Source organism: Kitasatospora sp. NPDC048407 (genome assembly GCF_043200475.1).
GTDB lineage: Bacteria > Actinomycetota > Actinomycetes > Streptomycetales > Streptomycetaceae > Kitasatospora.
In genome coordinates this window covers 39143-65661 of record NZ_JBICXW010000025.1, presented here as the reverse complement: position 1 = coordinate 65661, position 26519 = coordinate 39143, and the positions used below count along the sequence as shown (strand labels likewise).

Sequence of the window (26519 nt, the reverse complement as noted above, 5' to 3'; positions counted from 1 at the left end):
TGCACCCAACCCCCGTCACAGCGCCCGGATTTCCGCTGCGCGTCGGCCAACCCGCGCCCGGCACAGGCCCGTGCGGGACAATGGCCCGACCAGCACCGCGACCAGGGAAACGGGACCCCGCCATGCGAACAGCCGCCGTCATCGGCACCGGACTGATCGGCACCTCCGCCGCGCTCGCCCTCACCCGTCGCGGCATAAGCGTGTATCTGGAGGACGCCGACCAGGACGCCGCCCGCACGGCCGCCTCGCTCGGCGCCGGCACCACCGAACTCCCCGACGGGCCCGTCGACCTGGCGATCATCGCCGTCCCCCCGACGCTCGTCGGCAAGGTCCTCGCGGACTGCCAGCGACGCGGCCTCGCCCGCTGCTACACCGACGTCGCCAGCGTCAAGGCCGGTCCGCGCGGCGAGATCACCGCGCTCGGCCTCGACACCGTCCACTACATCGGCTCGCACCCGATGGCCGGCCGCGAACGCTCCGGGCCGCTCGCCGCCACCGCCGACCTCTTCGAAGGCCGGCCCTGGGTGCTCACCCCCACCCCCGACACCGACACCGAGACGCTCAACGCCGCCCTCGAACTCGTCGCGCTGTGCGGGGCGATGCCCATCGTCATGGACGCCGCCGACCACGACCGGGCCGTCGCGCTCGTCTCGCACGCGCCGCAACTGCTGTCCTCGCTGGTCGCCGCGAGGCTGGAGCACGCCGAAGAGACCGCGGTGCGGCTGTCCGGGCAGGGCGTGCGCGACGTCACCCGGATCGCCGCCTCCAACCCCGCGATGTGGATCGACATCCTCTCCGCCAACGCGGGCGTCGTCGCCGACATCCTCGACGACCTCGCCACCGACCTCGCCACCACCGTCACCGCGCTCCGTGCCCTCCAGGGCACCGACGAGAACGCCCGCCGCGAGGGCGCCGCCGGCATCGAAGCCGTCATGCGACGCGGCAACACCGGCCAGGCCCGCATCCCCGGCAAGCACGGCGCACCGCCCACCCGCTACGAGACCGTCACCGTCGTCCTCGGCGACCAGCCCGGCGAACTCGGCCGCCTCTTCGGCGAGGTCGGCGCCCTCGGCGTCAACATCGAGGACGTCACCATCGAACACTCGACGGGCCAGCAGGTCGGCCACGTGCAACTGTCCGTCGCGCCGTCGGTGGTGCGGGCGCTGGTGGCGGGGCTGCGGGAGCGGGGGTGGGGGGTGCGGGACTGACGGGCTTCGCCGCGGCCCGGGGCTTGGGCGAGGGGGGCTCGGGCTGCGGAGAACTCGCTGTGGGGGGAGCGATGAGTTTCGGGGGTGGGGGTCGTCTGTAGGGGTGGGCGCCGGTGGGGCGTCTGTTCTGTGGACGGAGGGCTCTGCGATGAGTGGGACTGGCGGGCGGCCGGCAGTGGTGGACATGGCGGCGTGGGAGGCGGCGCGGCAGGAGTTGCTGGTGCGGGAGAAGGCGCACACGCGGGAGGCGGACGCGTTGGCGGCGGCGCGGCGGGGGTTGCCGATGGTGGAGGTGGACGGGGCGGCCGAGGTGGTGGGCGCCGGTGGGGCGGTCGCGTTCCGGGACTTGTTCGAGGGGCGTGACGAGCTGGTGGTGTACCAGCACATGTGGTACGACGGGGCGCCGTTCCAGGGGCAGTGCGAGGGCTGCACGATGGTGGCGTGGCACCTGCGGGACGCCGCGTACCTGAACGCCCGGGGGGTCTCGTTCGCGGTGCTGACCAGCGGCCCGTGGGCGGAGGTCGCCCCGTACGTGGAGTTCATGGGCTACACGCAGCCCTGGTACTCGGTGCGTGACGTGCCCGCGCCGATCGGCGGCGACATGGGCAAGGTGACGAGTTTCCTGCGAGACGGCGACCGGGTGTTCCTCACGTACAGCACCACCGGCCGCGGCACCGAGCGGATCAACAGCTCGCTCGCGCTGCTCGACCAGACGCCGTACGGCCGCCGGGAGGGCTGGGAGGTCGTCCCGGAGGGGTGGCCGGAGGTGCCGGACGCGGGGTCGCCGGTGGGTGGGCACGGCGCGCCGATCGGCTGGTTCTGGCGGACGGACGCCGACGGGGTGGCGACCTGGGGCCCGACCGGGCGGCCGGTGCCGCAGTGGACCCGTCCGGGGGCGTCGCCGGTGGAGACCCTCGGTCGGGGCGGCCACTGCCACTGACGACGGTCGAGCCGGGGACGGGGCCGGGACGGGGCGGGGCGGGAGTCCATTAACCTTGAGGTGAGTTCTTGTGCCGTGAGAGAGAGGTTCGCCCCGTGGACAGTGTCGACCGAGCGTCGAACAGCCCGGTCGTCGTCGCCATCGACGGACCTTCGGGTTCCGGGAAGTCGACGGTGTCGCGGGCGGTGGCCGCACGGCTGGGCCTGAGCTTCCTCGACACCGGCGCGATGTACCGGGCGATGACCTGGTGGATGCTCGCCAACGAGGTGGACGTGGACGACCCGGAGGCGGTCGCGATCGCCTGCGCGAAGCCCGTCATCGTCTCCGGCACCGACGCCGCCGGGCCGACCATAACCGTGGACGGCCAGGACGTCTCGGCCCCGATCCGCGGCCCCGAGGTGACCGCCAAGGTCAGCGCGGTGGCCGCGGTTCCCGCGGTGCGGGCCCGGCTGGTGGAGCTGCAGCGCGGCTGCGCCTCGCACGCCGCCCGGGGCATCGTCGCCGAGGGCCGTGACATGGGCAGCGTGGTGTTCCCGGACGCCACCGTGAAGGTTTTCCTGACCGCCTCCGAGCAGGCCCGTTCGGCCCGCCGGGCCGCCGAGCTGCGCGCCAAGGGCCTGGACGAGGCGACCATCACCGCGATGGCCGCCGACCTGGCCCGCCGGGACGCCGCCGACTCCTCCCGCGAGACCGCCCCGCTGACCCGGGCCGCGGACGCGGAGCTGGTGGACACCAGCGAACTCACCCTGGACCAGGTGATCGGCGCGATCATCGCCCTGGTCGAGGACCGGGCCGGCCTGACCGCCGCCTGATCCCCAAACACCCCCTTTTAACGATCCGACCGCGCGAGATCCGCGCGGTTCGCGCTGCCCGTCGGGCAGGTACGCACGGTCCGCCCCTGGGAAGGGCCGGGCCGGGAAATGGAAGACGGAAACATGAGCAACGACACGACCGCCCAGCACGGCGAGCTCGGCGACGCCGAGTACGCCGAGTTCATGGCGCTCGCCGCCGAAGAGGGCTTCGACATCGGCGAGGTCGACGCCGACTTGGACGGCCACGGCCCGCTGCCGGTGCTGGCGATCGTCGGCCGCCCGAACGTCGGCAAGTCCACCCTGGTCAACCGCATCATCGGCCGCCGCGAGGCGGTCGTCGAGGACCGCCCCGGCGTGACCCGTGACCGGGTCAGCTACGAGGCGATGTGGGCCGGCCGCCGGTTCAAGGTGCTGGACACCGGTGGCTGGGAGATCGACGTCCTCGGCATCGACGCGATGGTCGCGGGGCAGGCCGAGCTCGGCATCGAGCAGGCCGACGCGGTGCTGTTCGTGGTGGACGCCACCGTCGGCGCCACCGACACCGACGACGCGCTGGTCAAGCTGATCCGCCGGGCCGGCAAGCCCGTGGTGCTGTGCGCCAACAAGGTCGACGGCCCGTCCACCGAGGCCGAGGCCGCGTACCTGTGGTCGCTGGGCCTGGGTGAGCCGTACCCCGTCTCCGCCCTGCACGGCCGCGGCTCCGGCGACCTGCTGGACGCCGTGCTGAAGGTGCTCCCGGAGGCCCCGCCGCAGCTGTTCGGCGACGGCCAGGCCCCCGGCGGCCCGCGCCGCGTCGCGCTGATCGGCCGGCCCAACGTCGGCAAGTCCAGCCTGCTGAACAAGGTCGCCGGCGAGGACCGCGTGGTCGTCAACGAGCTGGCCGGCACCACCCGTGACCCGGTCGACGAGATGATCGAACTCGGCGGCAAGACCTGGAAGTTCATCGACACCGCCGGTATCCGCCGCCGTGTCCACCTGACCTCGGGCGCGGACTTCTACGCCTCGCTGCGGACCTCCGCCGCGCTGGACAAGGCCGAGGTCGCGGTCGTCCTGGTCGACGCCAGCGAGACCCTCACCGAGCAGGACACCCGGATCATCTCGATGGCCGTCGAGGCCGGGCGCGCCGTCGTCGTCGCCTACAACAAGTGGGACCAGCTCGACGAGGAGCGCCGCTTCTACCTGGAGCGCGAGATCGAGCGCGACCTGGTGCAGGTCCAGTGGGCGCCCCGGGTGAACGTTTCGGCGAAGACCGGACGCCACATGGAGAAGCTCGTCCCCGCGATCGAGACCGCGCTGGCCGGCTGGGAGACCCGCATCACGACCGCCCGCCTGAACGCCTTCCTGGGCGAGCTGGTCGCCGCGCACCCGCACCCGATCCGCGGCGGCAAGCAGCCGCGCGTGCTGTTCGGCACCCAGGCGGGCACCCGCCCGCCGCGGTTCGTGCTGTTCGCCTCCGGCTTCCTGGAGGCCGGCTACCGCCGCTTCATCGAGCGCCGCCTGCGCGAGGAGTTCGGCTTCGAGGGCACCCCGATCTCGATCTCGGTCCGGGTGCGCGAGAAGCGCAAGAAGAAGTAGTAGTAGCGGACGCCGACACGGCTGTGGGCCGCGGACACCGGTGAGGTGTTTCGCGGCCCACAGCCGTTTTTCGTGCGCCCGTCAGGCGTCCCGGCCCGGGGGCAGTGACAGCACCGAGCGGTGCCGCCCGCCCGCCGGGCCGGCCGCCGGGCCGGCCGCCGGGCCGGCCGCCGTCGGGGCCGCGGGGACGGCGGCGGGGGCCGGGGGCGCGGCGGGCTGCGGGGACGGGGGCGCGGGGGGCTGCGGGGACGGGCCGAGGTAGCCGGACGCCACCCAGCCCTGGCCGTTCCCCTGCGCGCCGGACGGCTGCGCGGGCACGAACTGCGGCGCGGCCTGGGCCTGGGGCCCGGCGTACGGCTCGAAGGACTGGTGCTGCTGCGGGTACGCGGCGGGCTCGCGCCGCTCGGCCGCCACCTCGCGCGGCGGCTGCTGGTCGCGGACCGCGAAGCCGGCGAAGCGCAGCCCCTCCTCGCCGGAGCGGTCGCCCGGCAGGGCACGGAACATCCGCCGGTACTCGGAGTACAGCGAGTCGTAGATCGGGGTGGCCGACACCGGGTGCTCCGCGTCGTACGACGGGCGCATGCCGGGGATCGACCGGCTGGCGGGGGAGGACGGACGGCCGGCGGAGGCGAGGTCGTAGCTGTACACGTAGGAGCCAACGAGCGAGACCGGCTTGGGATGCGGGGGCGCCGCCCCCAGTCCCAGTCGCAGGGCGGCCTGTCCGGTCGGCAGGACCGGCCGAACAGGTTCTATGGCCGGACGGCCGCCCCGGGCGTGCTCAACCTCGGCCGTGGTGGCCGGGGTTGACACGCGGTCGGACGATCCGGTGGCGGCCGGGTCGTTCACGGGGTCGGTCATCGGTGCGCCCCCGCTCAGGTGCCGGCCAGCGGCAGCATGCCCGCGGCCAGCACGCCGCGGGCGGCGGCGCGGTCCAGGGCGATGCGCAGCAGGTCCTCGCGGGGCTGGCGGCCGACCGCGCCGGCCGGCACCGCGAACATGATCACCTCGGACTTGCGGGCCGCCGCGGCCCGCCACGCCGGGGTGACCTGCAGCGCCTGGTGGGCCTGCCACCAGGCGGCCGAGCCGCCGGTCGCCGAGGGCTGCAGGATCGCGTGCAGCTGCCCCATCGCCATCAGCACCGACCAGCCGGCCCGCGGCCGGGCGGGTGCCCGGTTGACGTCCGGGATCAGCTGGAAGCCGTGCTCGGTCAGCAGCGTCAGAAACTCGTCCTTGCCGCTGGTGCTGCCCGGCCGTCCGACCGGCCCGGTCGGCTCGATCACCAGCGCGGCCTGCTGGGTGTCGCCGCACAGCACGATTCCGCAGGTCACGCCGAGCACGGCGGGCTGCGACCGGCCGACCGTCGCGGTGTTGATCGGCTCCGGGACGGTCACCAGGGCGACCGGCTGGGGCTGGGAGAGGTGGGGCTGGGAGAGCTGGGGCTGGGAGAGGTGGGGCTGGGAGAGCTGGGGCTGGGAGAGGTGGGGATGCGAGGGCTGTGGCGGTACGGGCGCCGTCGGCTGGGGGGTGGGGGCCGCCCCGCCCTGGCTGATCGAGGCGACGGCGCCGCGCAGCTGCTGCTCGTCCACCGGCACCACCTGGGACGGGATGCAGCGGGCGTGCGCGAAGGCCAGCACCGCGGTCTCGTCGCCGACGAACAGGACCGTGCTGGTGGGTTCGCGCAGCGAGTCGCCCGGTTGTCGGCAGGAGGTGCAGTCGTAGGCGTCCGGGGCGTGCGCTCCGGCCAGCAGGCCCTCGGCCTCTTCGTCGCCGATTTCGGCGCGTACGTCCTCGCTCACCTGAAGCATGCGCGGCACAAAGACTCCTCGTTTCGCCCTGACGTTCTGTGTGCGCCCGGTGGGACATTCCGGGTGCGCGGCGCGGGGCGCGCCGACCGCCATTACCAACGGGAGGTTGTGGCTGGGGTCACGGGTCGGCGTGCGGACGACGAGATTTGCGTGGCTTCTGACTGCCCTGTGTGCGCCGGACGTCGCTATCTGTCGACGCTGTGCCCGACCTCACACCGGTCAAACTGTGACCGGGACCATATCCGCATATGGAATGACCTTCGAAAAAGCGGACAAAGCGGACATTTCGCCTTCGTTTGCTTGATCAATACCCCCGGTAACCCCTCATTGACCTGGGAGAACCCGAAACTGTTTGGCGCGCCGTGAAGCGGCTCGTAGGTTCATGGCCGGTGCAACGAGCACCTCCCGGGTTCACCCCCGACGCAACGGTCCGCCCCGGCTCACCCCGGAACCGGACCCTGCGCCACCGGCGCGACGGCAGCCAGCCGCCGCCGGGGATGCGGACAGGTGGCCGGGGCGGCAAGCGGCACGTCCGACACGTGCACGGCCGCCCACCGGACTTGGCGAGCGAACACGGCCCTGCACAGGGCCTGGTTCCGCCTGCCCATCCCGGGGATGTCGAGAGGGATCTCATGACTTTCCGTAACGAGACTGCCGCTGCCACCACCACCGTCTCCAAGCGCAACCGCGTCCGCGCGGCTGTCGTCGGTGGCGCGCTGCTCGCCGCGCCGGTGGCCGGCCTCGTCACGGCCAACTCGGCCTCCGCCGCCGACGTTGCCACCTGGGACAAGGTCGCTCAGTGCGAGTCCAGTGGCAACTGGTCGATCAACACCGGCAACGGCTTCTACGGTGGCCTGCAGTTCACCTCCTCCACCTGGGCCGCGTTCGGTGGCACCGCGTACGCCGCGCAGGCCAACCTGGCCACCAAGGCGCAGCAGATCTCCGTCGCCGAGAAGGTGCTCGCCTCCCAGGGCCCCGGCGCCTGGCCGGTGTGCTCCGTCAAGGCCGGTCTGACCAAGGGCGGCGCGCCGGCCCAGGTCGACACCTCTGCCGGTTCCTCCTCGACCTCGACCTCCACCTCGTCGAACACCGCGAAGTCGACCTCGTCGAACACCGCGAAGTCGAACACCGCCGCCGCGGACAACTCCGCGCAGGCCTCCCGCTCCGAGACCCGCGCCCAGGCCCCCAAGGCCCAGCAGAGCGCCCCCGCGAAGCAGGACGCCCCGAAGCAGACCTGGAAGAACAAGTCCGGCGCTGCTGCCAACACCTACACCGTCAAGTCCGGTGACACCCTGTCCAAGATCGCCGCCGGCCTCGGCGTCGACTGGCACGCGCTGTACAACAACAACACCGGTGTCGTCGGCGGCAACCCGGACCTGATCCTCCCCGGCCAGGTCCTGTCCGTCTGAGACACCCCCGGAAGCCCCTCCGCTTCCACCGGGATCCGCTGATCCCCTCCTGTCGGCGTGAAGCCGCCACCCTGCCTGTCGCGGGGTGGCGGCTTCCGCCGTTCGCGGATGCTGTTACGGGTGGGCGATGGCCGCGAGGACGCCCGGTGCCACCGTGTCGGGAAGCGCGGCGGACGGGAAGCGGCGCAGCAGCGCGGCCCGCACCGCGTCCGGGGGGACGGGTTTGCCGAGTTCGGTCTCGAAGGCACGCAGGTAGTCGCCCGTCCAGACGACCGGATCGGGAACGTGGTCCGGGACCGGGGTAGTGAGGTGGCGGTGGCCCGGGACGGTGCGCTGCGGTTCGAGGGCGGCGATCTCGTCCAGCAGCGCGATCCAGGCGGTGCGCTCGGCGGCGTGCGGGGTGTCGGCGAGCCGCGGGTGGACGTTCAGCCACAGCAGCGGGCCGCCGAACAGGGTCCGGCTGCGGTGCTCCCACACGTAGTGCCGGTCCGGCAGGCCGAGGGACGCGCCGCGCAACTCCAGCCGGTGATCCTCCAGCTCCACCGCGTCCTCGGCCAGCGGCTCCAACCCGACCAGCCGGGTGGGGAGTTCCGCCCCCAGGCCGGCCCACGCGGCGCGCACCGCGACGTGATCGCGTTCGATCCGGGCCAGGACGGGCGCCGGGGAGAGGAACCGGGCCTCCGGGAACTCGTCGCGCAGCACCTCCGCCGCGAGCCAGTACTCCGGCGCGAAGTCCGGCACCAGCACGGCGCTCAGCCGCCGCCCCGAGGACGTGACCTCCCGGGCCAGCCGCCGACCGTCCGCCAGCCGCAGCCCCGTACCGATCAGCACCGCCCGGTACTGCCCGAGCACCAGCATCGCCACCTGGTGCGACGACTCCTCGGGAAGATCCACCGCCCGGAACTCCAGGGGATGCATCGCGCCTCCTCCGCCAACCGGCAACACCCTCCCCCCAGGGTCGGACGGGACGGGGGTCGGCGCATGTGGGGCGACGGGTGGGCGGCGGGGCGGATCTGAGGGGATCGGGTCCCGGAGGGGGATGAGGGTCGGCCGTTCTGGGGTGGTGGTGAGGCGGGGACTGGAGGGTGGGGCTGGGGCAGAGGGCGCCGGACGGGACGGGGCCAGCGCATGTAGGGCGACGGGTGGGCGGCGGGGCGGATCTGAGGGGATCGGGTTCCGGAGGGGGACGGGGCCGGCCGTTCTGGGGTGGTGGTGAGGCGGGGGCCGGAGGGTGGGGCTGGGGCAGAGGGCGCCGGACGGGACGGGGCCAGCGCATGTAGGGCGACGGGTCTTGGGGCGGGGTGGGGCCGGCCGGGGGAGGTGCGGTCGGCCGGGAGGGGGGCCGGGGTGCGGGTGGGAGCATGGAGGGATGAGTGGTGGCGGGGTGTTCGCCGGGGAGCTGTTCGGGCGTGAGCGGGAGGAGCCGGCGCCCGGGGTGGTGCTGGTGCCGGGGTGGCTGGGGACGGCGGAGCAGCGGGAGCTGGTCGCGGCGTGCCGGGAGTGGGCGCGGCCACCGGCCGGGATGCGGACGGTGACGCTGCCGACCGGCGGGGTGATGTCGGTGCGGACGGTGTGCCTGGGCTGGCACTGGTACCCGTACGGATACGCACGAACCGTGGTGGACGGGGACGGCGCGCCGGTGAAGGCGTTCCCGCCGCTGCTGGGGGAGCTGGCCCGGCGGGCGGTCGCGGAGGCGTACGGCGACGGCGTCGGCGGGATCGCGGGCGCGGCGGGCTTCGCGCCGGACGTGGCGCTGGTCAACCACTACCCGCACGGCGCGAAAATGGGCCTGCACCGGGATCGCGAGGAGCGGGTGGACGCGCCCGTGGTGTCGCTGTCGCTGGGTGACAGCTGCGTGTTCCGGCTCGGCAACACCGAGACCAGGACCCGCCCCTGGACGGATCTGGAGCTGCGCAGCGGCGACCTGCTGGTGTTCGGCGGCCCGATGCGGTTCGCGTACCACGGCGTGGTGCGGACGCTGCCGGGGACCGCCGACCCGGACCTCGGGCTGGTGGGGCGGCTGAACATCACGGTGCGGCAGTCCGGCCTGGAGTAGCACGGGCCGTGGCCTGCCGGTCGTGCCGTGTGCCGTGTGCCGTGTGCCGGTCGTGGAGTGGCGCGGGCCGTGGCGTGCCGGTCCTGGCGTGCGCCGCGTGCCGGAGGGCGGGAATGCCCGGTGGGCGCGGAGACTTGTGTTGGACGGAACAGGCGTCCGGCGGCACACCCAGCCCCGCCCGGCCGCCCGGAGAGGGAGCGACACACATGGGAACCCCCGTCGACCAGCTCGTCGACCTGCTCGACCTGGAGCGGATCGAGCTGAACATCTTTCGCGGCCGCAGCCCCGAGGAGGCGCTGCAGCGCACCTTCGGCGGGCAGGTCGCCGGCCAGGCGCTGGTCGCGGCGGGCCGTACGGTGGACGAGGACCGGCCGGTGCACTCGCTGCACTCCTACTTCCTGCGCCCCGGCGTCCCCGGTGTCCCGATCGTCTACCAGGTGGACCGGATCCGGGACGGACGCTCCTTCACCACCCGCCGGGTGTTGGCCATCCAGGACGGGCGGTCGATCTTCGCGCTGACCGCGGACTTCCACAAGCCCGAGCCCGGTGGCATTGAACACCAGTTCCCGATGCCGGACGTCCCCGCCCCCGAGGACCTGCCGAGCGCGCTGGACGAGGTCGGCTCCCGGCTCGGCGAACTGCCGCCGTTCATCAGCCGCCGCCAGCCCTTCGACATCCGCTACGTCGACCGGCTCAGGTGGAGCCGCGAGGAACTCGACGGCGTCGAGGCCCGCAGCGGCGTCTGGCTGAGGACCAACGGCCCGCTCCCCGACGACCCGCTGATCCACGTCTGCGCGCTCACCTACGCCAGCGACATGACACTGCTGGACGCCGTTCGCGCGCCCGTCGAACCCCTGTGGGGAGAACGGAACTTCGACATGGCCTCGCTCGATCACGCGATGTGGTTCCACCGCCCGTTCCGGGCCGACGACTGGCTGCTGTACCGCCAGGAGTCGCCGATCGCACACGGCGCGCGCGGCCTGGCCCGCGGCGAAATCTACAACCGGGAGGGGCAGCTGGTGGTCTCCGTGATGCAGGAGGGCCTGTTCCGCCCGCTCGCCGGGCGCTGACCCTTCCGCCATTCGTCCAGACCCGTTCCGGACCCGTCCCTGACCCGTCCCAGACTCGTCCAGCTGAAACAAGTGCACGAACCAGAGCACCACTTGGAGGCAGTCCGATGACCGACACCGCAGCCGAGGCGTGGCAGCACTGGACGGAGTCCCGGAGCGCCGCGGTGAGCGCCCCGCACGGCCCGCTGGCGCTGACCGGCACCCACTGGTTGGAGCCCGAACCGGCGAAGCTGCCCGGCCTGCCCGGCACCTGGTGGGCCGAGAACGGCACCGTGTGCGCCGAACTCGCCGCAGGGGACGGCGTCCGACTCGAAGGCGAGCAGCAGGAGGCGACCGGCCGGGTCGCGCTGCGCCCCGACACCGACCCGGGCGCGCAGATCGCCGTGCTGGACGCGCTGCGCCTGGTCCCGATCGAGCGCGAGGGCGAACTCGCCCTCCGCGTCTTCGACCCCGACGCGCCGCGCCGGGCCGCGTACGCCGGGATCTCGGTCTTCCCGTACGCGCCCGACTGGGCCGTGCCCGCCGTGTTCACCCCCTTCGAGAGCGGCGCGCAGGACTTGATGGTGGAGAACGCCGATGGCCGGTCCCGTCCGATGACGGTCGCCGGCCAGGTCGCGTTCATGCTGGCCGGTCAGGAGTTCACCTTGACCGTCAGCGGCTCCGGGGGCCCGCTGAGCGGTGTCATCGCGGACGGCACCAGCGGCCGGGAGACCTACCGGTTCCGGTTCATCACGCTGCCCGCGCCGGACGCCGACGGGCACACGGTGCTCGACTTCAACCGGGCGTTCCTGCCGCCGTGCGCCTTCTCCGATCACTTCATCTGCCCGTTCCCGCCGCCCGGCAACCGGCTCAACATCTCGGTCGAGGCGGGCGAGCGGCAGGCCGTCACGGTCTGATTTTCTTCTCCGGCTGCCCGTTTTGCTGCCCGTGTTCCTGCCCGTGTTCCTGCCAGGCCCCGGCGTGACTGCCGGGGCCGGGGTGCGTTCGGGGCCTTCGGCTCGCGCCTTGGGCTCAGGGCCTCAGGTCCAGGGCCTCAGGTAAGGGCGGCGGCCAGGAGAGCGGCCGTTTCGGCGATCAGTGGCTCGTCGGGGGTGGCGGTGGGGGTGCCGTCGGGGGTGTCGGCCTTCGTGGTGAGGACGGCGAGGAGGATCGGGGCGCGTCCCGGCGGCCGGGCGAGGCCGATGTCGTTGGCGGCGCCGTACGAGCCGGTGCCGGTCTTGTCGGCGAGGGTCCAGGTGGGCGGCAGTCCGGCGCGCAGGCGGTTGGCGCCCGTGGTGTTGGCGAGCAGCCAGCCGGTGAGTAGCTCGCGATCGGCCGGGTCGAGGGCGTCGCCGAGGGTGAGACGGGCGTAGCTGCGGGTGAGGGCGTGCGGGCTGCTGGTGTCGGTGGTGCGGCCGGGCTCGGCCGAGTTCAGCGCGGGCTCCCAGCGGTCGAGCCGGGTGACGCGGTCGCCCAGGGACCGGCAGAAGCGGGTGACGGCGGACGGCCCGCCGAGCAGGCGCAGCAGCAGGTTGGCGGCGGCGTTGTCGCTGAACTCGATTGCAGCCGCGCACAGTTCGGCGACCGTCAGCCCGGTCGCGAGGTTCTCCGGCCGGCCGGTGACCGGCGCGTAGCCCGCCTCGGTGACGTCGTCCCGGGTGTACCGCACCCGCTGCCCGAGGTCGTGGCCGCTGCGCAGGACCGCGCCCACTGCGAGTGTCTTGAACGTCGAGCACATCGGGAACAGCTCGTCCGCCCGGTACCGGATCGCCGCGCCCGACCCCGTGTCGTACCCGAACACCCCGAGCCGCGCGCCGTGTTCACGTTCCAGCGTCCGGAGTCGGTCGGTCAGTGCGTCCGCCGCCGGCTTCGTTTCGGTGGCGCTTCCGGCGGCCTTCGCGGCGGTTCTTCCGGCGGCGCTTCCGGCGGCCGGTAGGACGGTGGCGAGGGCTGCTGCGGCGGCCGTGGCGGCCGTGAGCAGGTGGCGGCGGGCGGGGCGCGGGTGCACGGGGTGCTCCCTCCGGTCGGCGGCTCTCGTCCGGGTTCTGCCCGTTCTGTGGCGCGCGCCCACCTGGAGGGTCTGCCGGCGGATTGGGCTGGCTGATGTCATGTGCATGGCAGCGTCTCTGGTCGGGCAGGCGGGTTGGGGCCATTCGGGGTGGCCTTCGGGCTGCTTGGCGGGCCTGGTTCGGGAATTTCTTGCTCGGCCGTACAACTTCTTGCTTGCCCGAGCAATTGAGAGTAGCTTTTTGCTCGGGCGAGCAAGGGCTGGCTCGGGCGAGCAGAGAGGGGTGCTCCGTGGGGCGCACGTTCACCGAATCGGCGCGGCGTCGGCAGATCGTCGAGGCGGCCATCGAAGTGATCGCCGATGCGGGGTACGCCAAGGCCTCGTTCGCGCGGATCGCCAAGCACGCGGGGCTGAGCAGCACCGGGATGATCTCGTACCACTTCAAGGGCAAGGATGATCTGCTGCGCGAGGTGGTCGCCGAGGTGATGCAGGTCTCCGAGGCGTACATGCGCCCGCGGATCGAGGCGGCGGTGGGCCCGCGGGAGCGCCTGCGGGCGTACATCGAGTCCAACGTCGAGCTGGCGGCCGCGCATCCGCGGGAGCTGGCCGCACTGGTGGAGATCCTGAACGGTCAGGGCGATGACACGGAGGGCCAGTTCGCGGCAGGGCGCCGGGCGGTGATGGACCTTCAGGAGTACATCGTCCGCGCTGCCCAGGCCGACGGCGAGTACGGCCCGTTCGACGCGAGGGTGCTGGTGACGGCGATCCGCGGGGCGATCGACGCGGTCCTGGTCCGCGTGCTGCGCGAGCCGGAGATGAATGTGGCCGCCAGCGCACGGGAGTTGGCCGACCTGTTCGACCGGGCGGTGCGTCCGGCCGAGGTCTGCATGGAAGCGCATCGGGTGCCGGGGGAGGACACATGAACGAGCGAGGGCCGGAATCGGTGGGGCAGGACGTGACGGGGGTCGGCATGACGGTGGCGGGGACGACGGGGGCGGGCATGGCAGGGACTGGCTCGGCTGGAACGGGCTTGGCGGGGGCGGGCGTTGAGGCCGGCGCGGGTGCGGCCGACGGGGGTGCGGCCGACGTGGGCGTCGTCGGTGGGGGTGCGGCCGAGTTGCCGCGGACGGCGGACGGGCAGGTGGACTGGGCGGCGCTGGCGGGGGACGACTCGACGCCGCAGCAGCGTGCGGCGCGCGGGTGGCGGCAGGCGGCCAAGGCGTTGGTGTTCGAGCTGGCGATCCCGCTGGGCGGGTACTACACGCTGCTCGGGCTGGGCGCGGGCCAGTGGCTGGCGATCACGTTGAGTAGCCTGGCCGCGCTGCCGTGGTTGCTCTACGGGCTGGTGCGCAACCGCCGGCTGGATCCCATGCCGGTGTTCACCCTGCTGCTGATCGCGGTGAGCACGCTGCTGTCGGCGGTGACGGGCAGCCCCAGGGTGCTGATGGTGCGCGACAGTTGGGTGTTCGGCGTGATCGGCGTGTGGGTGCTGGGCAGTCTGCTGACCCGCCGCCCGTTCATGTACGGCGCGGCCCGGGCGGTCGTCGCCGCCAAGATCGGCCCGGCGGGCGCCGATGCCTGGATCGGCCAGTGGGACTACGACCCGGCCTTTCGGCGCCACCTCCGCCTGCTGACGGTGATGTGGGGCACGGGCTTCGCCCTGGACGCCCTGATCCGGGTCGGGTTCGCGCTGACCCTGCCGCTCGGCGCGGTGCCGCTGGTGAACGCGCTGCAGTGGCTGGTCGTGCTGGGCGGGATGATCGGCTTCCACACCTGGTACGTGAAGCGGAACGGGCTGCTGGTCTGAGTCGCTTGCTGGGCGCGGCGGTTCCGGTGCGGAGGTGCCGGGGCCGCCGCGGCCGTCGTGGTGGGTTGTGTTGCGTCGGCGCGGGGTCGGCGCCTGGCGGTGCGTTTCGGCGTGTGTCGGCGTGTGTCGGCGGGCGGTGGCAGGATCGGCGGTGTGATCGCTGTCGAGGATGTCATCGAGCGGGCCGGCCCGGAGGGCGTCCTGCCGCTGCTCTCCCTGGGCGAGTTCTTCGCGGGCAACACGGTCGAGGACTCGCTGGCACCGAACCAGTGGGGCTACGGGCGGCCGCCGTTGGCCGAGTTGGCCGCCGGTCTGGCCCGGATCGCGGACCGGCCGGAGGTGGCCTGGGTACGGGTACAACTCCACCCGGAGACGCTGGACTTGGCGGAGCTGCTGGCCGAGGCCGTCGCCGTTTGCACCAGCGCGGACGCCGCGATCTGCGAGTCCTGGGCGGCGGGTTGGGAGGCCAGCGGCGTGGTGAACGGCCTGGTCGACGAGTATCTGGACGTTCCTCCGGTGCCAGTCGGCATGGCGATCCGCTCGATCGTCTGGGACTGACGATCCACTAACTCGCGCTACCGAAAAGCGCGTTGAGTCGTCCAACAGAAAATGCGGGTGACGTCGGAGACCGGACGCCCCTAGACTCGGCTCGCCGAAAGACGCCCGGGCCGGATGGCCGGCCGGGGCACACCGTGATGTGGAGAGGGAGGGGCCAGCCGTGCGTACCGCCGCTGTTGTCGTTCCCCCGTCGCGGTTCGAGGTGATCCTGGTGTCCTCGGCAGACCGGCGCCCGCTGCGCGGCCGGCGCCGGTAAGGACCACGAGCTCCACCCAACCACCCTGCTGTGTACGCCCGTTGTGGGCTTCCTGCGGTCGCGCCGCCACTGCCGGCGGACCGCTTCCCCGTTGCCCTTCCCCTGCTGTGCCGCGTTGCGCGCCGTGTCGTGCTGCGCTGCCGATCGGGGGTGGGTCCGGGGGTGGGCCGGGGTACGGTGGTGCGGCTCGTGCTGCCGTGAATCGCGCCGCCCACTCCAGGATCGAATTCCGAAAGGCGCCGGGCCATGCGCACCGACCTCACCCTCACCACCACTGCTGTCTCCGCGGCCGCCACCGTCCGCAACCTCGGCATCCTCGCGCACGTGGACGCCGGGAAGACCACCGTCACCGAGCGCATCCTGTTCCTGACCGGGGCGATCCACCGGCGCGGCGAGGTGCACGAGGGCACCACTGTCACCGACTTCGACCCGCAGGAGCGCGACCGGGGCATCACCATCTCTGCTGCGGCGGTCAGTTGTGACTGGGACGGCCACCGGCTGAACCTGATCGACACGCCGGGGCACGTGGACTTCGCCGACGAGGTGGAGCGTTCGCTGCGCGTGCTGGACGGTGCGGTGGCGGTCTTCGACGCCGTCGCGGGCGTCGAGCCGCAGAGTGAATCGGTGTGGCGGCAGGCCGACCGGCACGGGGTGCCGCGGATCGCGTTCGTCAACAAGATGGACCGGCCCGGCGCGGACCTGGACGCGGCGGTCGCCTCGATCCGGGACCGGCTCCACCCGGTGCCGCTGGCCGTGCAGTTGCCGATCGGCCGGGAGGGCGAGTTCACCGGCGTGGTCGACCTGCTCCGGCTGCGCGCGCTGACCTGGCCGGACGGCCCGGGCAGCGTCGGTGGCGTCGGCGGCGTCTCCGACGTACAAGTCTCCGACGTACCAGCCGAGTTGGTGGCCGAGGCGGAACGCCGCCGGCAGGCGCTGGCGGAGGCGGTGGCCGAACTGCACCCGGCGGCACTGGAGGAGTACTGCGCCACCGGCACCCTCGGCGCGGACACCCTCGCGGGCGCGCTGCGTCAACTCACCGCCGACGGACAGGCGGTGGTGGTGCTGTGCGGTTCCGCGTACCGCAACCGAGGGGTCGAACCGCTGCTGGACGCGGTGACGGCGTACCTGCCCTCGCCACTGGACGTCCCGCCGGTGCGGGGCGACTGGCAGGGCACCGTCCAGGAACGCTCGGCGGATCCCGAACAGCCGCTGGCCGCACTGGTGTTCAAGGTGAACGCGAGCACCACCGGCAGGCTCAGCAGCCTGCGGATCTACTCCGGCACACTACGGAAGGGGGACACCGTGCTCGACGCGCGCACCGGACGCACCGAGCGGATCGGCCGCATCCTGCGGGTGCAGGCCGACCGGCACACCGAGACCGACACGGCGGTGGCCGGCGACATCGTCGCCGTCATCGGGCCCAAGGCCGCCCGGTCCGGCAGCACGCTGTGCGCGCCCGGCGCCCCGCTGGTGCTCGAACCGGCCGTCGCCGCCGACCCGGTGGTGACCGTCGCGGTCGAGGCCCGCCGGTCGGTGGACACCGACCGGCTGGCGGTCGCGCTGCTCCGGCTCGCCGAGGAAGACCCGTCCCTGGTGGTCGGGACCGACCCGGAGAGCGGGCAGCGGGTGCTGTCCGGCCTCGGTGAACTGCACCTTGAGGTGGCGGTGGAGAAGCTCCGCCGCGCCGGGCTGGAGGTCACCGTCGGCCGGCCGCAGGTCGCCTATCGCGAGACGCTCTCCCTGGCGCTCGCCGGACTCGTCCTGCGGCACGTCAAACAGGACGGCGGCGCAGGGCAGTTCGCGCACATCGTGGTCGACGTCGAACCGCTCGGCGAACCCGGCACGGAAGGCTTCGAGTTCCGTTCCACCGTCACTGGCGGGCGGGTCCCGCAGGAGTTCGTGCAGGCCGTCGAGGCGGGCTGCCGGGACGCCCTCACGGACGGCCCGCTCGGCCACCCGGTCACCGGAGTCCGGGTCACCCTCACCGACGGGGCGACCCACGTCAAGGACTCCTCCGACCTGGCCTTCCGCACCGCCGGCCGGCTCGCCCTGCGCGAGGCCCTGCGGCGCGGCAGCCCCGTCCTCCTGGAGCCCGTGGTGGACCTCACCGCGACCGTCCCGCCGGACAGCCTCGGCGGCGTCCTCGGCGACCTGTCCGCCCGCCGCGGCCGCGTCCACGGCTCCGAACCCCAGGGCGCCCGCGGCGCGACCCTGACCGCCACCGTCCCGCTCGCCGAACTCTTCGGCTACGCCGGCGCCTTGCGCAGCCGCACCCAGGGCCGCGGCACCTTCACCACCCACCCGGCCGGCTACACCCCGGCCCCGCGCGGGCAGTAAACGGCCGCGTCTGCCCCGCCCCTACTTTGGAGCGGGGCAGGCGGGGTGGGTTGACGGGTTGCGGCAGGATTCGGTCATGAATTTTCGGATCGAGTGGCCTGCGCCCATGGACGAGTACGACTGGGCAGTTCAGGAGTGCAAGGGCTGGTTGGAGGTCACCGTCGTCCGGGACGGTGGCAGCCGCCAGCTCGTCGAGGTATACTACCCGGCTCGGCTCGCGCAGGCAGTGGCCGACGAACTGGCCCGAACCGTTGCTTCACGGCCAGGAACCTGCTGGTGGTCCCGAGTGTGACGCGGGAGAACATCGAGGCCGCGATATCCGCGATTGTGGACGAGGACGCCTGCGAGCAGGGCCGATGCAGTGGGGCGAGGCCGGAGACACCATCTCACTGACCTTGTCAGGTGCGGGGGAACGCTCTCGGGTGCGGCCCGGGGTGGGCGGCGGTGGGCGACATACCGCCAGTATCCGCCGGCCCGCCGGCAGGCGTCAGGCGGCGCTGATCGGGTGGACGTCGGCGCCGACGGCGGTGGTGGTGAGGAGGCGGCGGAGGGCGTGTTCGGTGGTGGGGTCGGCCGGGGTGATGGTGAACAGCAGGTGGTCGGCGGCCGGTCCGGTGGAGAGGATGTCGTAGCGCAGCCGGAGTTCGCCGGCTGCCGGGTGGCGGACGCGTTTGCTGCCGGCTGAGCGTTCGAGGACGGTGTGGTCGTTCCACCAGGTGTCGAACTCGCGGCTGTGGGACCGCAGTTCGGCGACCAGTTCGGCCTGCTGGGGCGCTCGTTGGGGCGTGCCGGTCATGGTGTCGATGATGCGCACGGGCGGCCCGGGGCGTCCAGCGCGGACCTGGTACGCCGGATGACACCATCCGGCGTGGCTCCCCAAGTGCGGTGGCGCGGACGAGGGTTGGGGCATCGATGCCGACCAGGGGAGATGCCTCATGCCACGCCTGCCTCGCACCACTGCTCTGCTGCTGAGCTCCGCCGCCGCCCTGGCGCTTCTCGGGGCCGCCGATTCGAGCGCCCAAGTCCGGGGATCCGTCCGCGACTTCGGTCGGGTCTCGGTGCGCTCGGGGATCCCGGCCGATGCCGGGCGGTTCACCGTCACCAGCCCGGACTTGGTGAACGGCAGGTTCCCGCAGGCGAATTGGGCGAACTCGTTCGGCTGCGACGGCGGCAACCGACCGCCGCGACTGGAGTGGCGCGGCGCGCCCGCCGGCACCCGCAGCTTCGCCGTCACCATGTTCGACCTGGATGCCCCGACCGGCTCCGGCTTCTGGCACTGGCTGAGCTGGGACCTGCCCGCCACCGCCACCGCACTCGGCGAGACCCTGCCGCCCGGCGCGGTCTCCGGCACCGAAGACGCCGGTCAGCCAGGCTACTTGGGCCCGTGCCCGCCGGCCGGCGACCGCCCGCACCGCTACCGGATCACCGTCTACGCACTGGATACGCCGAGCCTGGCGCTGCCGGCCGCGACCCCGCCGGCCGTCACCGCATTCACGTTGGGCGGTCACGTGCTGGCCTTCGGGCAGACCACGGCGGTGGCGGCGCGGTAGGCGTGTGCAACGGGCCCGGCCCGCAGGCGAGTTGGGTGCCTTCGGGCCGGGCGTTCGTGAACTGGTGGGCGGGGGTGGTCAGTTCATCAACTGGTGGGCGGAGGTGGTCAGTTCATCGAGATCAGGTGCAGGCCGCCGTCCGATTCCAGGACCGTGCCGGTGAGGTTGCGGTTGGTGGCGGCCAGGGCGACCGCCTCCGCGACGTCCTCCGGATCGGCGACCCGGCGGACCGGCAACTGGCCTGCGGCGTGGGCGAAGTAGGCCTCCCGCGCTTCCTGCGGCATGCCGTCCCACCACGGGGTGGCGACCAGGCCGGGGGAGACCGCGTTGACCCGGCGCGGGGCGAGTTCGACGGCGAGCGGCTTGATCATCGACTCCAGCGCGCCGTTCACCGCCGCGAGTCCGGCCGTGCCGGGCAGGGCCGTCCGGGCCGAGATCGCGGTGACCAGGGTGATCGACCCGTCCTCGGTCAGGTGCGGCAGCGCGGCCTGGACGGTCGTCAACTGCCCCCAGAACTTGGCCTCGAAGGCGCTGCGCAGCCCAGTCAGGTCGAGCTCGGCGAACGGGCCCGCCCCCTCGGCGCCGCTGAGCGCGACCACCAGCCAGTCCAACGACCCCACAGTGCGCAGGACTTCGGCGATCTGCTCGCGGTCGCCGCCGTCCGCCCGGTGGCCGACCAGCTCCGGGTCGCTCACCGCGAGTGCTTCCAGACGCTCCTTGCTGCGGCCCACCACGTGGACCGCAGCGCCCTGCGCGTGCAGCCGGCGCGCGGTGGCCAGCCCGATGCCCGAGGTGCCGCCGACCACCAGTGCAGTGCGCTCACTCATCTGTGCCATCTCCCCTGTGCCTGTCGGTGGAAGCGGGCCGAACCCGGCCGCTCCTGACGATCCGCCGGCTCGCTATTTCGAACCGCGACGTCTCGTCTCGAATTACGGTAGCGTGCTGCCCGTGATCGAGCAAGCAAAATCCACCCCCGGTGGTACAACTGACGAAGCATCAACTGTCATGCCGGGACCGCCCGTCCGGCCCGGCCGCCGCCGCAGCGAGGAGAGCCGGCAGGCCATCCTCGGCGCCGCGATCGACCTGCTCGACGAGGTCGGCTACGCCCGCCTCACCGTCGAAGGCATCGCCGCCCGCGCCGGCACCGGCAAACAGACCGTCTACCGCTGGTGGCCCGGCAAGGCGGACGTCCTGCTCGAAGCCGTCACCGCCCATGCCCGGCAGCACATCCCCCTGCCCGACACCGGCGACCACGCTCACGACCTGCGCACCTTCCTCGCCGCCACGTTCGCCGCCGCCACCCCGCGCACCGCCGACGCACTGCGCGCGCTGATGGCCGAGGCACAGATCGACCCAGCCTTCGGCGAACGCTTCCGCGAAACCCTGCTGCGCCCACGCCGCGAAGCCCTCGGCACCCTCGTCGAACGCGCCCGCACCGCCGGCCTGCTCGCCCCCCACCTCACCACCGCCACCGCCGTCGACCTCGCGTTCGGTGCCCTCTGGTACCGACTGCTGGGCAACAGCGGGCCACTCGATGCCGAACTCGCCGAACTCCTGACCCGGACGCTGCTGCGCTGAGGCAGCCTTCGCCGCCACCCCGCCTTCTCGCCTTCGCCGCCACCCCGCCCGGAGGGCCGCCGACCTGCTGGCCGACCATGGCGACGTGCCCACTGAACCGCCCATACCCTCCGCGACCCCGTCCCGGCTGCGCCGCCTCACCCGCGGCGCGTTCGCCGACCTGACGCCGCTGCGCCACAGCCCCGACTACCGGCGGCTGTGGTTCGGACAGTCGGTCTCCGCGATCGGCCAGCAGATGACCGCCGTTGCCGTCTCCGTCCAGGTCTACGACCTCACCGGCTCCACCTTCGCCACCGGCCTGGTCGGACTCTGCTCACTGCTCCCGCTGATCGTCTTCGGCCTGTACGGCGGCGCCATCGCCGACCGGGTCGACCGCCGCCGCCTCGGCCTGATCGGCTCCGGCGGACTCGCCGCCGTCTCCGCCCTGCTCGCCGCCCAGGCCCTGCTCCACCTCGGCGTCGTCGCCCTGCTCTACGCGGCCGTCGCCCTCCAGGCCGGCTTCTTCGCCATCAGCTCGCCCGCCCGGTCCTCGATGATCCCGCGACTCGTCCCCCGCGAGCAGCTCACCGCCGCCAACGCCCTCAACACCATCGGCATGAACCTCGGCCAGACCGTCGGCCCCATGCTCGGCGGCGTCGCCATCGCCGCGTACGGCGCCCAGGCCGCGTACCTGGTCGACACCGTCGCCTTCACCGCCACCCTCTACGCGATGTGGCGGCTGCCCGCGATGCGACCGCAGGCCGCGAACGGCAAACGCGCCACCGTCCTCGACGGCCTGCGCTTCCTGCGCGATCAACCCAACCTGCGGACCTCCTTCCTCGCCGACCTCGCCGCGATGATCTTCGGCCTCCCGCGCGCCCTCTTCCCCGCCATCGCCGTCGCCTTCTACGGCGGCGGCCCCGGCACCGTCGGCCTGCTGGTCGCCGCCCCCGCCGTCGGCGCCCTGGCCGGGGGACTCTTCTCCGGCTGGATCGGCCGCATCCACCGGCACGGCGCCGCGGTCCTCGCCGCCGTCGCCGCGTGGGGCCTCGCCATCGCCGCCTTCGGACTCGTCCACAACCTGCCGCTCGGCCTGCTGCTGCTCGCGGCGGCCGGCTGTGCCGACACCATCTCGATGATCTTCCGCAACACGATGATGCAGGTCGCCGCCCCCGACGAGATGCGCGGCCGCCTCCAAGGCATCTTCATCGTGGTGGTGGCCGGCGGCCCCCGCCTCGGCGACTTCGAATCCGGCACCGTCGCCACCCTCACCACCCCCACCCTCTCCATCCTCACCGGCGGCCTCGCCTGCATCGCCGCCGTCCTCCTCCTCGCCACCCGCCGCCCCGCCTTCCTCCGCTACGACGCCCGCCACCCCACCCCCTGACCCCGCCCCCCGCCACACCCCCCGAAACCTGGCAGCGAGCACCCCCCGACGTGCTGTATTGTTTTCCACGTCGCCGGGAAACACCGGAGACAAGGTCAGAAAGCCAAGAAGCCCACCGGGCAACGCGGCAGACGACCACGGGACGTGGCGCAGCTTGGTAGCGCACTTGACTGGGGGTCAAGGGGTCGCAGGTTCAAATCCTGTCGTCCCGACTTGCATCACTGCAGGTCAGAGGCCGTTTCCGCCGGATGGCGGAGACGGCCTTCGTGGTTGGTGGTCGCAGTGTGGTCGTGAACGGTCGTTCACGTCGCGCTCCGGAGGGCACTACCTGCACTCGGGAGCGCCTCAGGGCGGCTGGCTCCTCGTTCGTTGGCGATTTGAGCGCGGCTGGCAGGCCGTTCGGACGCGGTTCGGCGTCGGAGCGACGTTGATTTTCTGTGGGCGGGCATGCCTGTGAGACCCGCGGCATCCGTCTGTGAGTGGTTGCTCGAGTGGGGCGTCAGCCGTGGACCGGTGCCCGGTGTTGTGAGCCCCCTTGGCGAAGGGCGTGGCTGTAGCGCCGTCAGGCGGCGTGACTGAAGAGCGGATTCGGTGCCGGGCCGCTGAGGGCGAGGACGTCAACGCCGCGCGCGCGGGCTTCTACGAGGCAGAGCCTGGCTTCGATGGTGTGGACCGCGGCCATCGCGACATCCCAGGTCAGGTGGCTGTAGATGTTCGCGGTGGTGGAGAGGGTGGAGTGCCGTAGGGTCTTGGAGATGACGGCCATGGGGACGTTGCCTTCCAGGGCGAGGGTGGCGGCGAGGTGGCGCAGGTCGTGGATGGTGACGTGGGGGAGTCCGGCCTGCTTGCGCAGTTCGTGGAAGCGCTGGCGGACCGCGGCCGGGTGGAGGGGCTTGCCGTCCGCGCCCTGGAAGATGTGGCCGTTGATGGTGGCGGTGCTCCGGTCCATGGCTCGCTGGAGGGCGGCGGCGACGCGCTCCGACAGTGGCACCCAGTTGCGGCTCTTCTTCGTCTTTGGTGCGGTCAGGACGAGTTCGTGGTTGTCGATCGCGGAGAGGGTGTGGCGGACGTACATGACGCGGTCGTCGATCCGAACGCAGGGACGTTGAAGCCCGAGTGCCTCTCCCAGCCGTAGCCCGGTGCCGATGATGGTCTCGAAGAGGTCGGCGAAGGCAGGGTCGACGTTTCGGCAGCGGGTGAGGAAGTCGACGGCCTGCTCCGCGCTCCAGGGCACTCGCTCGTCGGCGCGGGGCCGGCGCATGGGCAGGGGCTGGGCCGCGTTGAAGGGGAGCCGGTGGGTGCGGACGGCGGTCCCCAGGGCGCTGGAGAGCGTGGCCAGGCAGTGGTAGACGGCCTGGCGGCCGCGGCCGGACTCGAGCTGCTCGTGCGCGTAGGCGGCGATGTGATCGTGGGCGAGCTCCTCCAGACGCAGCTTGCCGAACACGGGGATCAACTCGCAGAGCACATAGGTGCGGTAGCGGGCGTACGTGGTGGGCTTGAGCAGGAACTCCATCGACTTCAGCCACCTGGTCAGGTAGGCGGCCACCGTCTCGTGCGGGTCGGCGTCGAAACCCAGCTGGCGGCCCTCGAGGAAGCGTCGCAGCGCGCTCTCGGCGGCGAAGCCGTCCTCGAAACCGCCGCGCCGTACCGTGCGCCTGCGACCGCTGAGCGAGGGAATGTCCACGGCGAAGGTCCACGTGCCGTGCCCCTCCTCGATCAGGCGCGGGCATCCGGCGCCGAGCTGACGCCGAGCCGCGTTACGGCACCCGCACCGACGGTAGACGCGGCCCCGCCGCCGCCCCGAACTGCGCACTTTCGTCTGCCTCCTGCGGTCCTGACTTTCTTGATCAGCCCGCGAGGCTACAGATTTCACGTCTGGATGGCCGACTGCGACCACCATGCGATCACCAATGCGGAATTTGCGGCCTGACCTGCGTCTTCCGGTGAGCACCCGCTACTGGGCGGGGAGCAGATGGACTGCTCCCGGCGTGCATCGCAAGGCTGCGTCACGGCCTTCGACAGCTGCATGCACAGTGGCACGCTCGTGAAGAGGGTGATGGCGTCGGCCAGGGTCGGCAGAGCGTCCCGCAGGAGGCAACCCTGGTCGGTCAGGTAGTCGCACAGAAAGCCATGCGCCGGAGACGGGTCCATGCCGACCACCTGGGCGCTGAGATAGCGATGAGGGAAAACTCCCAGCAGGCGTGAAGGAATCCGAATGCGGGACGTATTGCCTTCTGTCACGGCGAATAGAGGACAGAATTCTCCGGAAACGACACCGATGCCGCAGCCAGGACGGCGTTGAACCAATGGCGCCCGGCCTCGTGCATGAGGTCTCGCGCGAGAAATTCCGGGGAGTCCACCTGGTCAGTGAACACCGTGCCGGGAAGGCGCGTGATGCTCCAACTGAAAAGGGTGTCGCGCACTTCGCGTCGTTCGACGAGGCAAATGATTGGCGCGTGCGGTCCAGCAGGTCATCGAAGCCGTGTTTGTGGGAAGAGTCCAACGCCGCTGCGAGCAGTTCCTGCTTGTCGAGCTCTGGCCGGTGAGACTGCTGCCGAGGACCTCAGCGCGATGCGCTGGGTCCGGGCCACCCGCTGCTCGTCGAGACCGCGCAGGTGGAAGGACTGGTCGGCCACGGGCTCGGTCATGCTCGACCCGCTGCGCGGCTGGCGAACCGACGAGGAGGTGATCGGTGGGTTGAAGGCGATCATCATTGATCACCTCGATGGGTCTGCCCGCGGACGCCCCCGACTTGCCCGAGGGCAGCGGAGCCGCGGTCGGCTTCGGCCACGGCAAGCACTGCGAGCGCTGTCCGTTTGGCTCTGTCGACCCGAACCTGCCGAGCGGGCTGCGTGCCGACCTCGAGAGGCTTCAGCCTGTTCGGCGTAAAGGAGTTGCGATGAAGTCTTCAATGAGCTTCTCTGGCGCACATGCCAAGGCGTCTGCTGACCGTTGATCACACCAAGATCCGGGTGTTGCGTGAGCAGGCCGGGCTCACCTCGCAGGAGCTTGCCGATCGCATGGGGGTTACGTACCGCGTGGTTGTGTACTGGGAGGAGGGAAGGTACGCGCCTGAAGCTCGGAACGTGCGGCGTCTTGCTGATGCCCTCGGCTGTGCCACCGCTGACCTCACTGGTACGCCCAGTGGGTCCGAGACGCTGATTGACCTCCGCTACGGTGCCGGTCTCACCGCTGAGGAGGTCGCCAGCCAACTACGTGACACTCCTGCGGGCAGCGACCTGTTCGTGGACGCACACAAGATTCGGAGCCTAGAGCGGAATCGTCAGGTGTCCGGCTGGCACTGGAAGAAACCGGAGCTCACAGGTCGACTCGTGCAACAACTGGCGGTCGTGTATGGGGTGCCGGTGCGTGTGCTCCTGGATGCCTGGATGCGTACGCGGCCGGCGGACGAGCCCCCAAGTTTGCCGGAACAGGAGCATCAGGTTCCGTCGGCAAGGGCGGTCGAGCGCTGGGAGGGGCTGAATGACCGTCAGAGAGTCTATCTAGGCGAGATTCTGCGGGATGATCAGATGACCGAGGCCGAGATTTGGATGCGCCGTCAGAGCCGGGTAGGCGTTCCGTCGGCCGCGCAGTGGCGGAAGCTACCGTTCGCTCTCAATGGGCCTGCCGAGGTGGTCGGCCGTACGCGTCTTCAGCAACGTCTGCGGAGCGCAGCCGTTCACGATCAGGGCGCGGGCGCAACGCTCCACTCCCTGGGCCGGTTGGGACTGATCAAGGTTTCCAAGGACCGTGTGGAGGTTCCCGGGATCGGTGAGGTGGAGCGCACGCTGGTGGAGATAACCCGCCGTGGCCGCGCCTGCGCCCGCGCCGGGTTGGGAGAGCCTGCCGAACCACCACCTCCCGTGCACCTGCTGTCCGAATGGCTGTGGAGCGTTCTGCTGCGTGTCGCTACGGCCGGCCCGGCTGGGGTCCACGAGAGTGAACTCTCGGGCAAGTCCCTGTTCTACCTTGCCGTCGGCTACCGGCCGAAGCGCCGGGCGCACCCCAGCAGAGGGTTCATCGAGCTGTGCCCGCAGCTGGCACCTGGCGGTACGCATGTTCTCGAATACCGTTGGCACGCCACCGTCCTGGGGCAGCAGCACATCGCCGCGTACCTGCACGTCTACAGGGAGATGTACCCAGCCGTGGCGCCTACGGCGGAGTAGTCATTTCGGGCGGTCAGCGGCCGTTCCAGGGCGGTTTGT

At 72.1% G+C, this 26519-nt stretch carries 26 protein-coding genes and 1 tRNA gene; 18 read left to right on the top strand and 9 right to left on the bottom strand.

Features of this window, described 5'->3' with window-relative positions; all coding sequences use genetic code 11:
• Positions 1-122: 122 nt before the first annotated feature.
• The 4 genes from ACGFWJ_RS31585 (at position 123) to der (ending at position 4535) form a co-directional block, all read left to right on the top strand.
• A complete protein-coding gene (locus ACGFWJ_RS31585; RefSeq protein WP_387636691.1) occupies positions 123-1208 on the top strand; it encodes a prephenate dehydrogenase in 1086 nt (361 codons plus the stop codon).
• Positions 1209-1356: 148 nt separating this feature from the next.
• Positions 1357-2148, top strand: coding sequence for a DUF899 family protein (locus ACGFWJ_RS31580; protein ID WP_392955580.1), 792 nt, complete (start codon positions 1357-1359; stop codon positions 2146-2148).
• 95 nt (positions 2149-2243) lie between these two features.
• A complete protein-coding gene (cmk, locus tag ACGFWJ_RS31575) occupies positions 2244-2960 on the top strand; it encodes a (d)CMP kinase (protein WP_387636687.1) in 717 nt (238 codons plus the stop codon).
• A gap of 123 nt (positions 2961-3083) precedes the next feature.
• Positions 3084-4535 carry a ribosome biogenesis GTPase Der gene (gene der, locus ACGFWJ_RS31570; protein ID WP_392955578.1) on the top strand — a complete coding sequence of 484 codons (1452 nt, stop codon included), beginning with the start codon at positions 3084-3086 and terminating at the stop codon, positions 4533-4535.
• A gap of 81 nt (positions 4536-4616) precedes the next feature.
• Here the strand turns inward: der and ACGFWJ_RS31565 are convergent, their stop codons facing one another.
• Together ACGFWJ_RS31565 and ACGFWJ_RS31560 are read right to left on the bottom strand one after the other, a co-directional pair.
• Positions 4617-5393, bottom strand: a complete 777-nt coding sequence (locus tag ACGFWJ_RS31565) for a hypothetical protein (RefSeq protein ID WP_392955576.1) — start codon at positions 5391-5393, stop codon at positions 4617-4619.
• 14 nt (positions 5394-5407) lie between these two features.
• Positions 5408-6340 carry a hypothetical protein gene (locus tag ACGFWJ_RS31560; protein ID WP_392955625.1) on the bottom strand — a complete coding sequence of 311 codons (933 nt, stop codon included), beginning with the start codon at positions 6338-6340 and terminating at the stop codon, positions 5408-5410.
• Positions 6341-6972: 632 nt separating this feature from the next.
• Here ACGFWJ_RS31560 and ACGFWJ_RS31555 point away from each other — a divergent pair.
• Positions 6973-7749, top strand: coding sequence for a transglycosylase family protein (locus tag ACGFWJ_RS31555; protein WP_392955574.1), 777 nt, complete (start codon positions 6973-6975; stop codon positions 7747-7749).
• A 114-nt stretch (positions 7750-7863) separates the two neighbouring features.
• Here the strand turns inward: ACGFWJ_RS31555 and ACGFWJ_RS31550 are convergent, their stop codons facing one another.
• Positions 7864-8667: an MBL fold metallo-hydrolase gene (locus tag ACGFWJ_RS31550; protein WP_387636675.1), complete on the bottom strand. Its 804-nt coding sequence runs from the start codon at positions 8665-8667 to the stop codon at positions 7864-7866.
• Positions 8668-9118: 451 nt separating this feature from the next.
• On the opposite strand from ACGFWJ_RS31550, the gene ACGFWJ_RS31545 reads away from it, so the two are divergent.
• From ACGFWJ_RS31545 to ACGFWJ_RS31535, 3 genes are all read left to right on the top strand, one after another.
• Entirely contained in the window at positions 9119-9805 is a 687-nt protein-coding gene (locus ACGFWJ_RS31545) for an alpha-ketoglutarate-dependent dioxygenase AlkB family protein (RefSeq protein WP_387868352.1), read from the top strand.
• Between the two features lie 206 nt (positions 9806-10011).
• The gene (locus tag ACGFWJ_RS31540) at positions 10012-10875 is read left to right on the top strand and encodes an acyl-CoA thioesterase (RefSeq protein WP_392955572.1); all 864 of its coding nucleotides are present in this window, start codon (positions 10012-10014) and stop codon (positions 10873-10875) included.
• Between the two features lie 107 nt (positions 10876-10982).
• Complete coding sequence (locus ACGFWJ_RS31535; RefSeq protein ID WP_387636667.1) at positions 10983-11771, top strand: DUF1684 domain-containing protein; 789 nt, start codon at positions 10983-10985, stop codon at positions 11769-11771.
• Positions 11772-11908: 137 nt separating this feature from the next.
• Here ACGFWJ_RS31535 and bla read toward each other — a convergent pair whose 3' ends face one another.
• Positions 11909-12862 carry a class A beta-lactamase gene (bla, locus tag ACGFWJ_RS31530; RefSeq protein WP_392955569.1) on the bottom strand — a complete coding sequence of 318 codons (954 nt, stop codon included), beginning with the start codon at positions 12860-12862 and terminating at the stop codon, positions 11909-11911.
• 215 nt (positions 12863-13077) lie between these two features.
• Here bla and ACGFWJ_RS31525 point away from each other — a divergent pair, with 215 nt between their 5' ends.
• The 5 genes from ACGFWJ_RS31525 to ACGFWJ_RS31505 all read left to right on the top strand — a co-directional run bounded on the left by ACGFWJ_RS31525 (position 13078) and on the right by ACGFWJ_RS31505 (position 18112).
• The gene (locus tag ACGFWJ_RS31525) at positions 13078-13785 is read left to right on the top strand and encodes a TetR/AcrR family transcriptional regulator (protein WP_392955567.1); all 708 of its coding nucleotides are present in this window, start codon (positions 13078-13080) and stop codon (positions 13783-13785) included.
• Positions 13782-14669, top strand: coding sequence for a VC0807 family protein (locus ACGFWJ_RS31520; RefSeq protein WP_392955565.1), 888 nt, complete (start codon positions 13782-13784; stop codon positions 14667-14669). Before ACGFWJ_RS31525 ends, ACGFWJ_RS31520 begins: the two co-directional genes overlap by 4 nt.
• A gap of 153 nt (positions 14670-14822) precedes the next feature.
• Positions 14823-15227 (top strand): hypothetical protein, encoded by a 405-nt coding sequence (locus tag ACGFWJ_RS31515; protein ID WP_392955563.1) that lies wholly within the window; start codon positions 14823-14825, stop codon positions 15225-15227.
• 502 nt (positions 15228-15729) lie between these two features.
• The gene (gene fusA, locus ACGFWJ_RS31510; protein WP_392955561.1) at positions 15730-17820 is read left to right on the top strand and encodes an elongation factor G; all 2091 of its coding nucleotides are present in this window, start codon (positions 15730-15732) and stop codon (positions 17818-17820) included.
• 106 nt (positions 17821-17926) lie between these two features.
• Positions 17927-18112 carry a hypothetical protein gene (locus tag ACGFWJ_RS31505; RefSeq protein WP_392955559.1) on the top strand — a complete coding sequence of 62 codons (186 nt, stop codon included), beginning with the start codon at positions 17927-17929 and terminating at the stop codon, positions 18110-18112.
• Between the two features lie 195 nt (positions 18113-18307).
• On the opposite strand, the gene ACGFWJ_RS31500 is transcribed toward ACGFWJ_RS31505, so the two are convergent.
• Positions 18308-18616 carry a hypothetical protein gene (locus ACGFWJ_RS31500; protein ID WP_392955557.1) on the bottom strand — a complete coding sequence of 103 codons (309 nt, stop codon included), beginning with the start codon at positions 18614-18616 and terminating at the stop codon, positions 18308-18310.
• Between the two features lie 139 nt (positions 18617-18755).
• Here ACGFWJ_RS31500 and ACGFWJ_RS31495 point away from each other — a divergent pair, with 139 nt between their 5' ends.
• Entirely contained in the window at positions 18756-19370 is a 615-nt protein-coding gene (locus ACGFWJ_RS31495) for a YbhB/YbcL family Raf kinase inhibitor-like protein (protein ID WP_392955555.1), read from the top strand.
• A 107-nt stretch (positions 19371-19477) separates the two neighbouring features.
• On the opposite strand, the gene ACGFWJ_RS31490 is transcribed toward ACGFWJ_RS31495, so the two are convergent.
• Positions 19478-20197 carry an SDR family oxidoreductase gene (locus ACGFWJ_RS31490; protein ID WP_387636611.1) on the bottom strand — a complete coding sequence of 240 codons (720 nt, stop codon included), beginning with the start codon at positions 20195-20197 and terminating at the stop codon, positions 19478-19480.
• Between the two features lie 178 nt (positions 20198-20375).
• Between ACGFWJ_RS31490 and ACGFWJ_RS31485 the strand changes: the two genes are divergently transcribed.
• The 3 genes from ACGFWJ_RS31485 (at position 20376) to ACGFWJ_RS31475 (ending at position 22526) form a co-directional block, all read left to right on the top strand.
• Positions 20376-20948 (top strand): TetR/AcrR family transcriptional regulator, encoded by a 573-nt coding sequence (locus ACGFWJ_RS31485; RefSeq protein WP_392955552.1) that lies wholly within the window; start codon positions 20376-20378, stop codon positions 20946-20948.
• Positions 20949-21051: 103 nt separating this feature from the next.
• Entirely contained in the window at positions 21052-22314 is a 1263-nt protein-coding gene (locus ACGFWJ_RS31480; RefSeq protein WP_392955623.1) for an MFS transporter, read from the top strand.
• Between the two features lie 138 nt (positions 22315-22452).
• A tRNA-Pro gene (locus tag ACGFWJ_RS31475) sits at positions 22453-22526 on the top strand.
• 350 nt (positions 22527-22876) lie between these two features.
• Here the strand turns inward: ACGFWJ_RS31475 and ACGFWJ_RS31470 are convergent.
• The 3 genes from ACGFWJ_RS31470 to ACGFWJ_RS31460 form a co-directional block, all read right to left on the bottom strand.
• A complete protein-coding gene (locus ACGFWJ_RS31470; RefSeq protein ID WP_392955550.1) occupies positions 22877-23998 on the bottom strand; it encodes a tyrosine-type recombinase/integrase in 1122 nt (373 codons plus the stop codon).
• Positions 23999-24183: 185 nt separating this feature from the next.
• Positions 24184-24555, bottom strand: coding sequence for a hypothetical protein (locus tag ACGFWJ_RS31465; protein ID WP_392955548.1), 372 nt, complete (start codon positions 24553-24555; stop codon positions 24184-24186).
• Positions 24552-24737, bottom strand: coding sequence for a hypothetical protein (locus tag ACGFWJ_RS31460; RefSeq protein WP_392955546.1), 186 nt, complete (start codon positions 24735-24737; stop codon positions 24552-24554). The genes ACGFWJ_RS31465 and ACGFWJ_RS31460 overlap by 4 nt, the downstream gene beginning before the upstream one ends.
• A 507-nt stretch (positions 24738-25244) precedes the next feature.
• Between ACGFWJ_RS31460 and ACGFWJ_RS31455 the strand changes: the two genes are divergently transcribed.
• Complete coding sequence (locus ACGFWJ_RS31455) at positions 25245-26480, top strand: helix-turn-helix transcriptional regulator (RefSeq protein ID WP_392955544.1); 1236 nt, start codon at positions 25245-25247, stop codon at positions 26478-26480.
• The last annotated feature ends 39 nt before the right edge of the window (positions 26481-26519 follow it).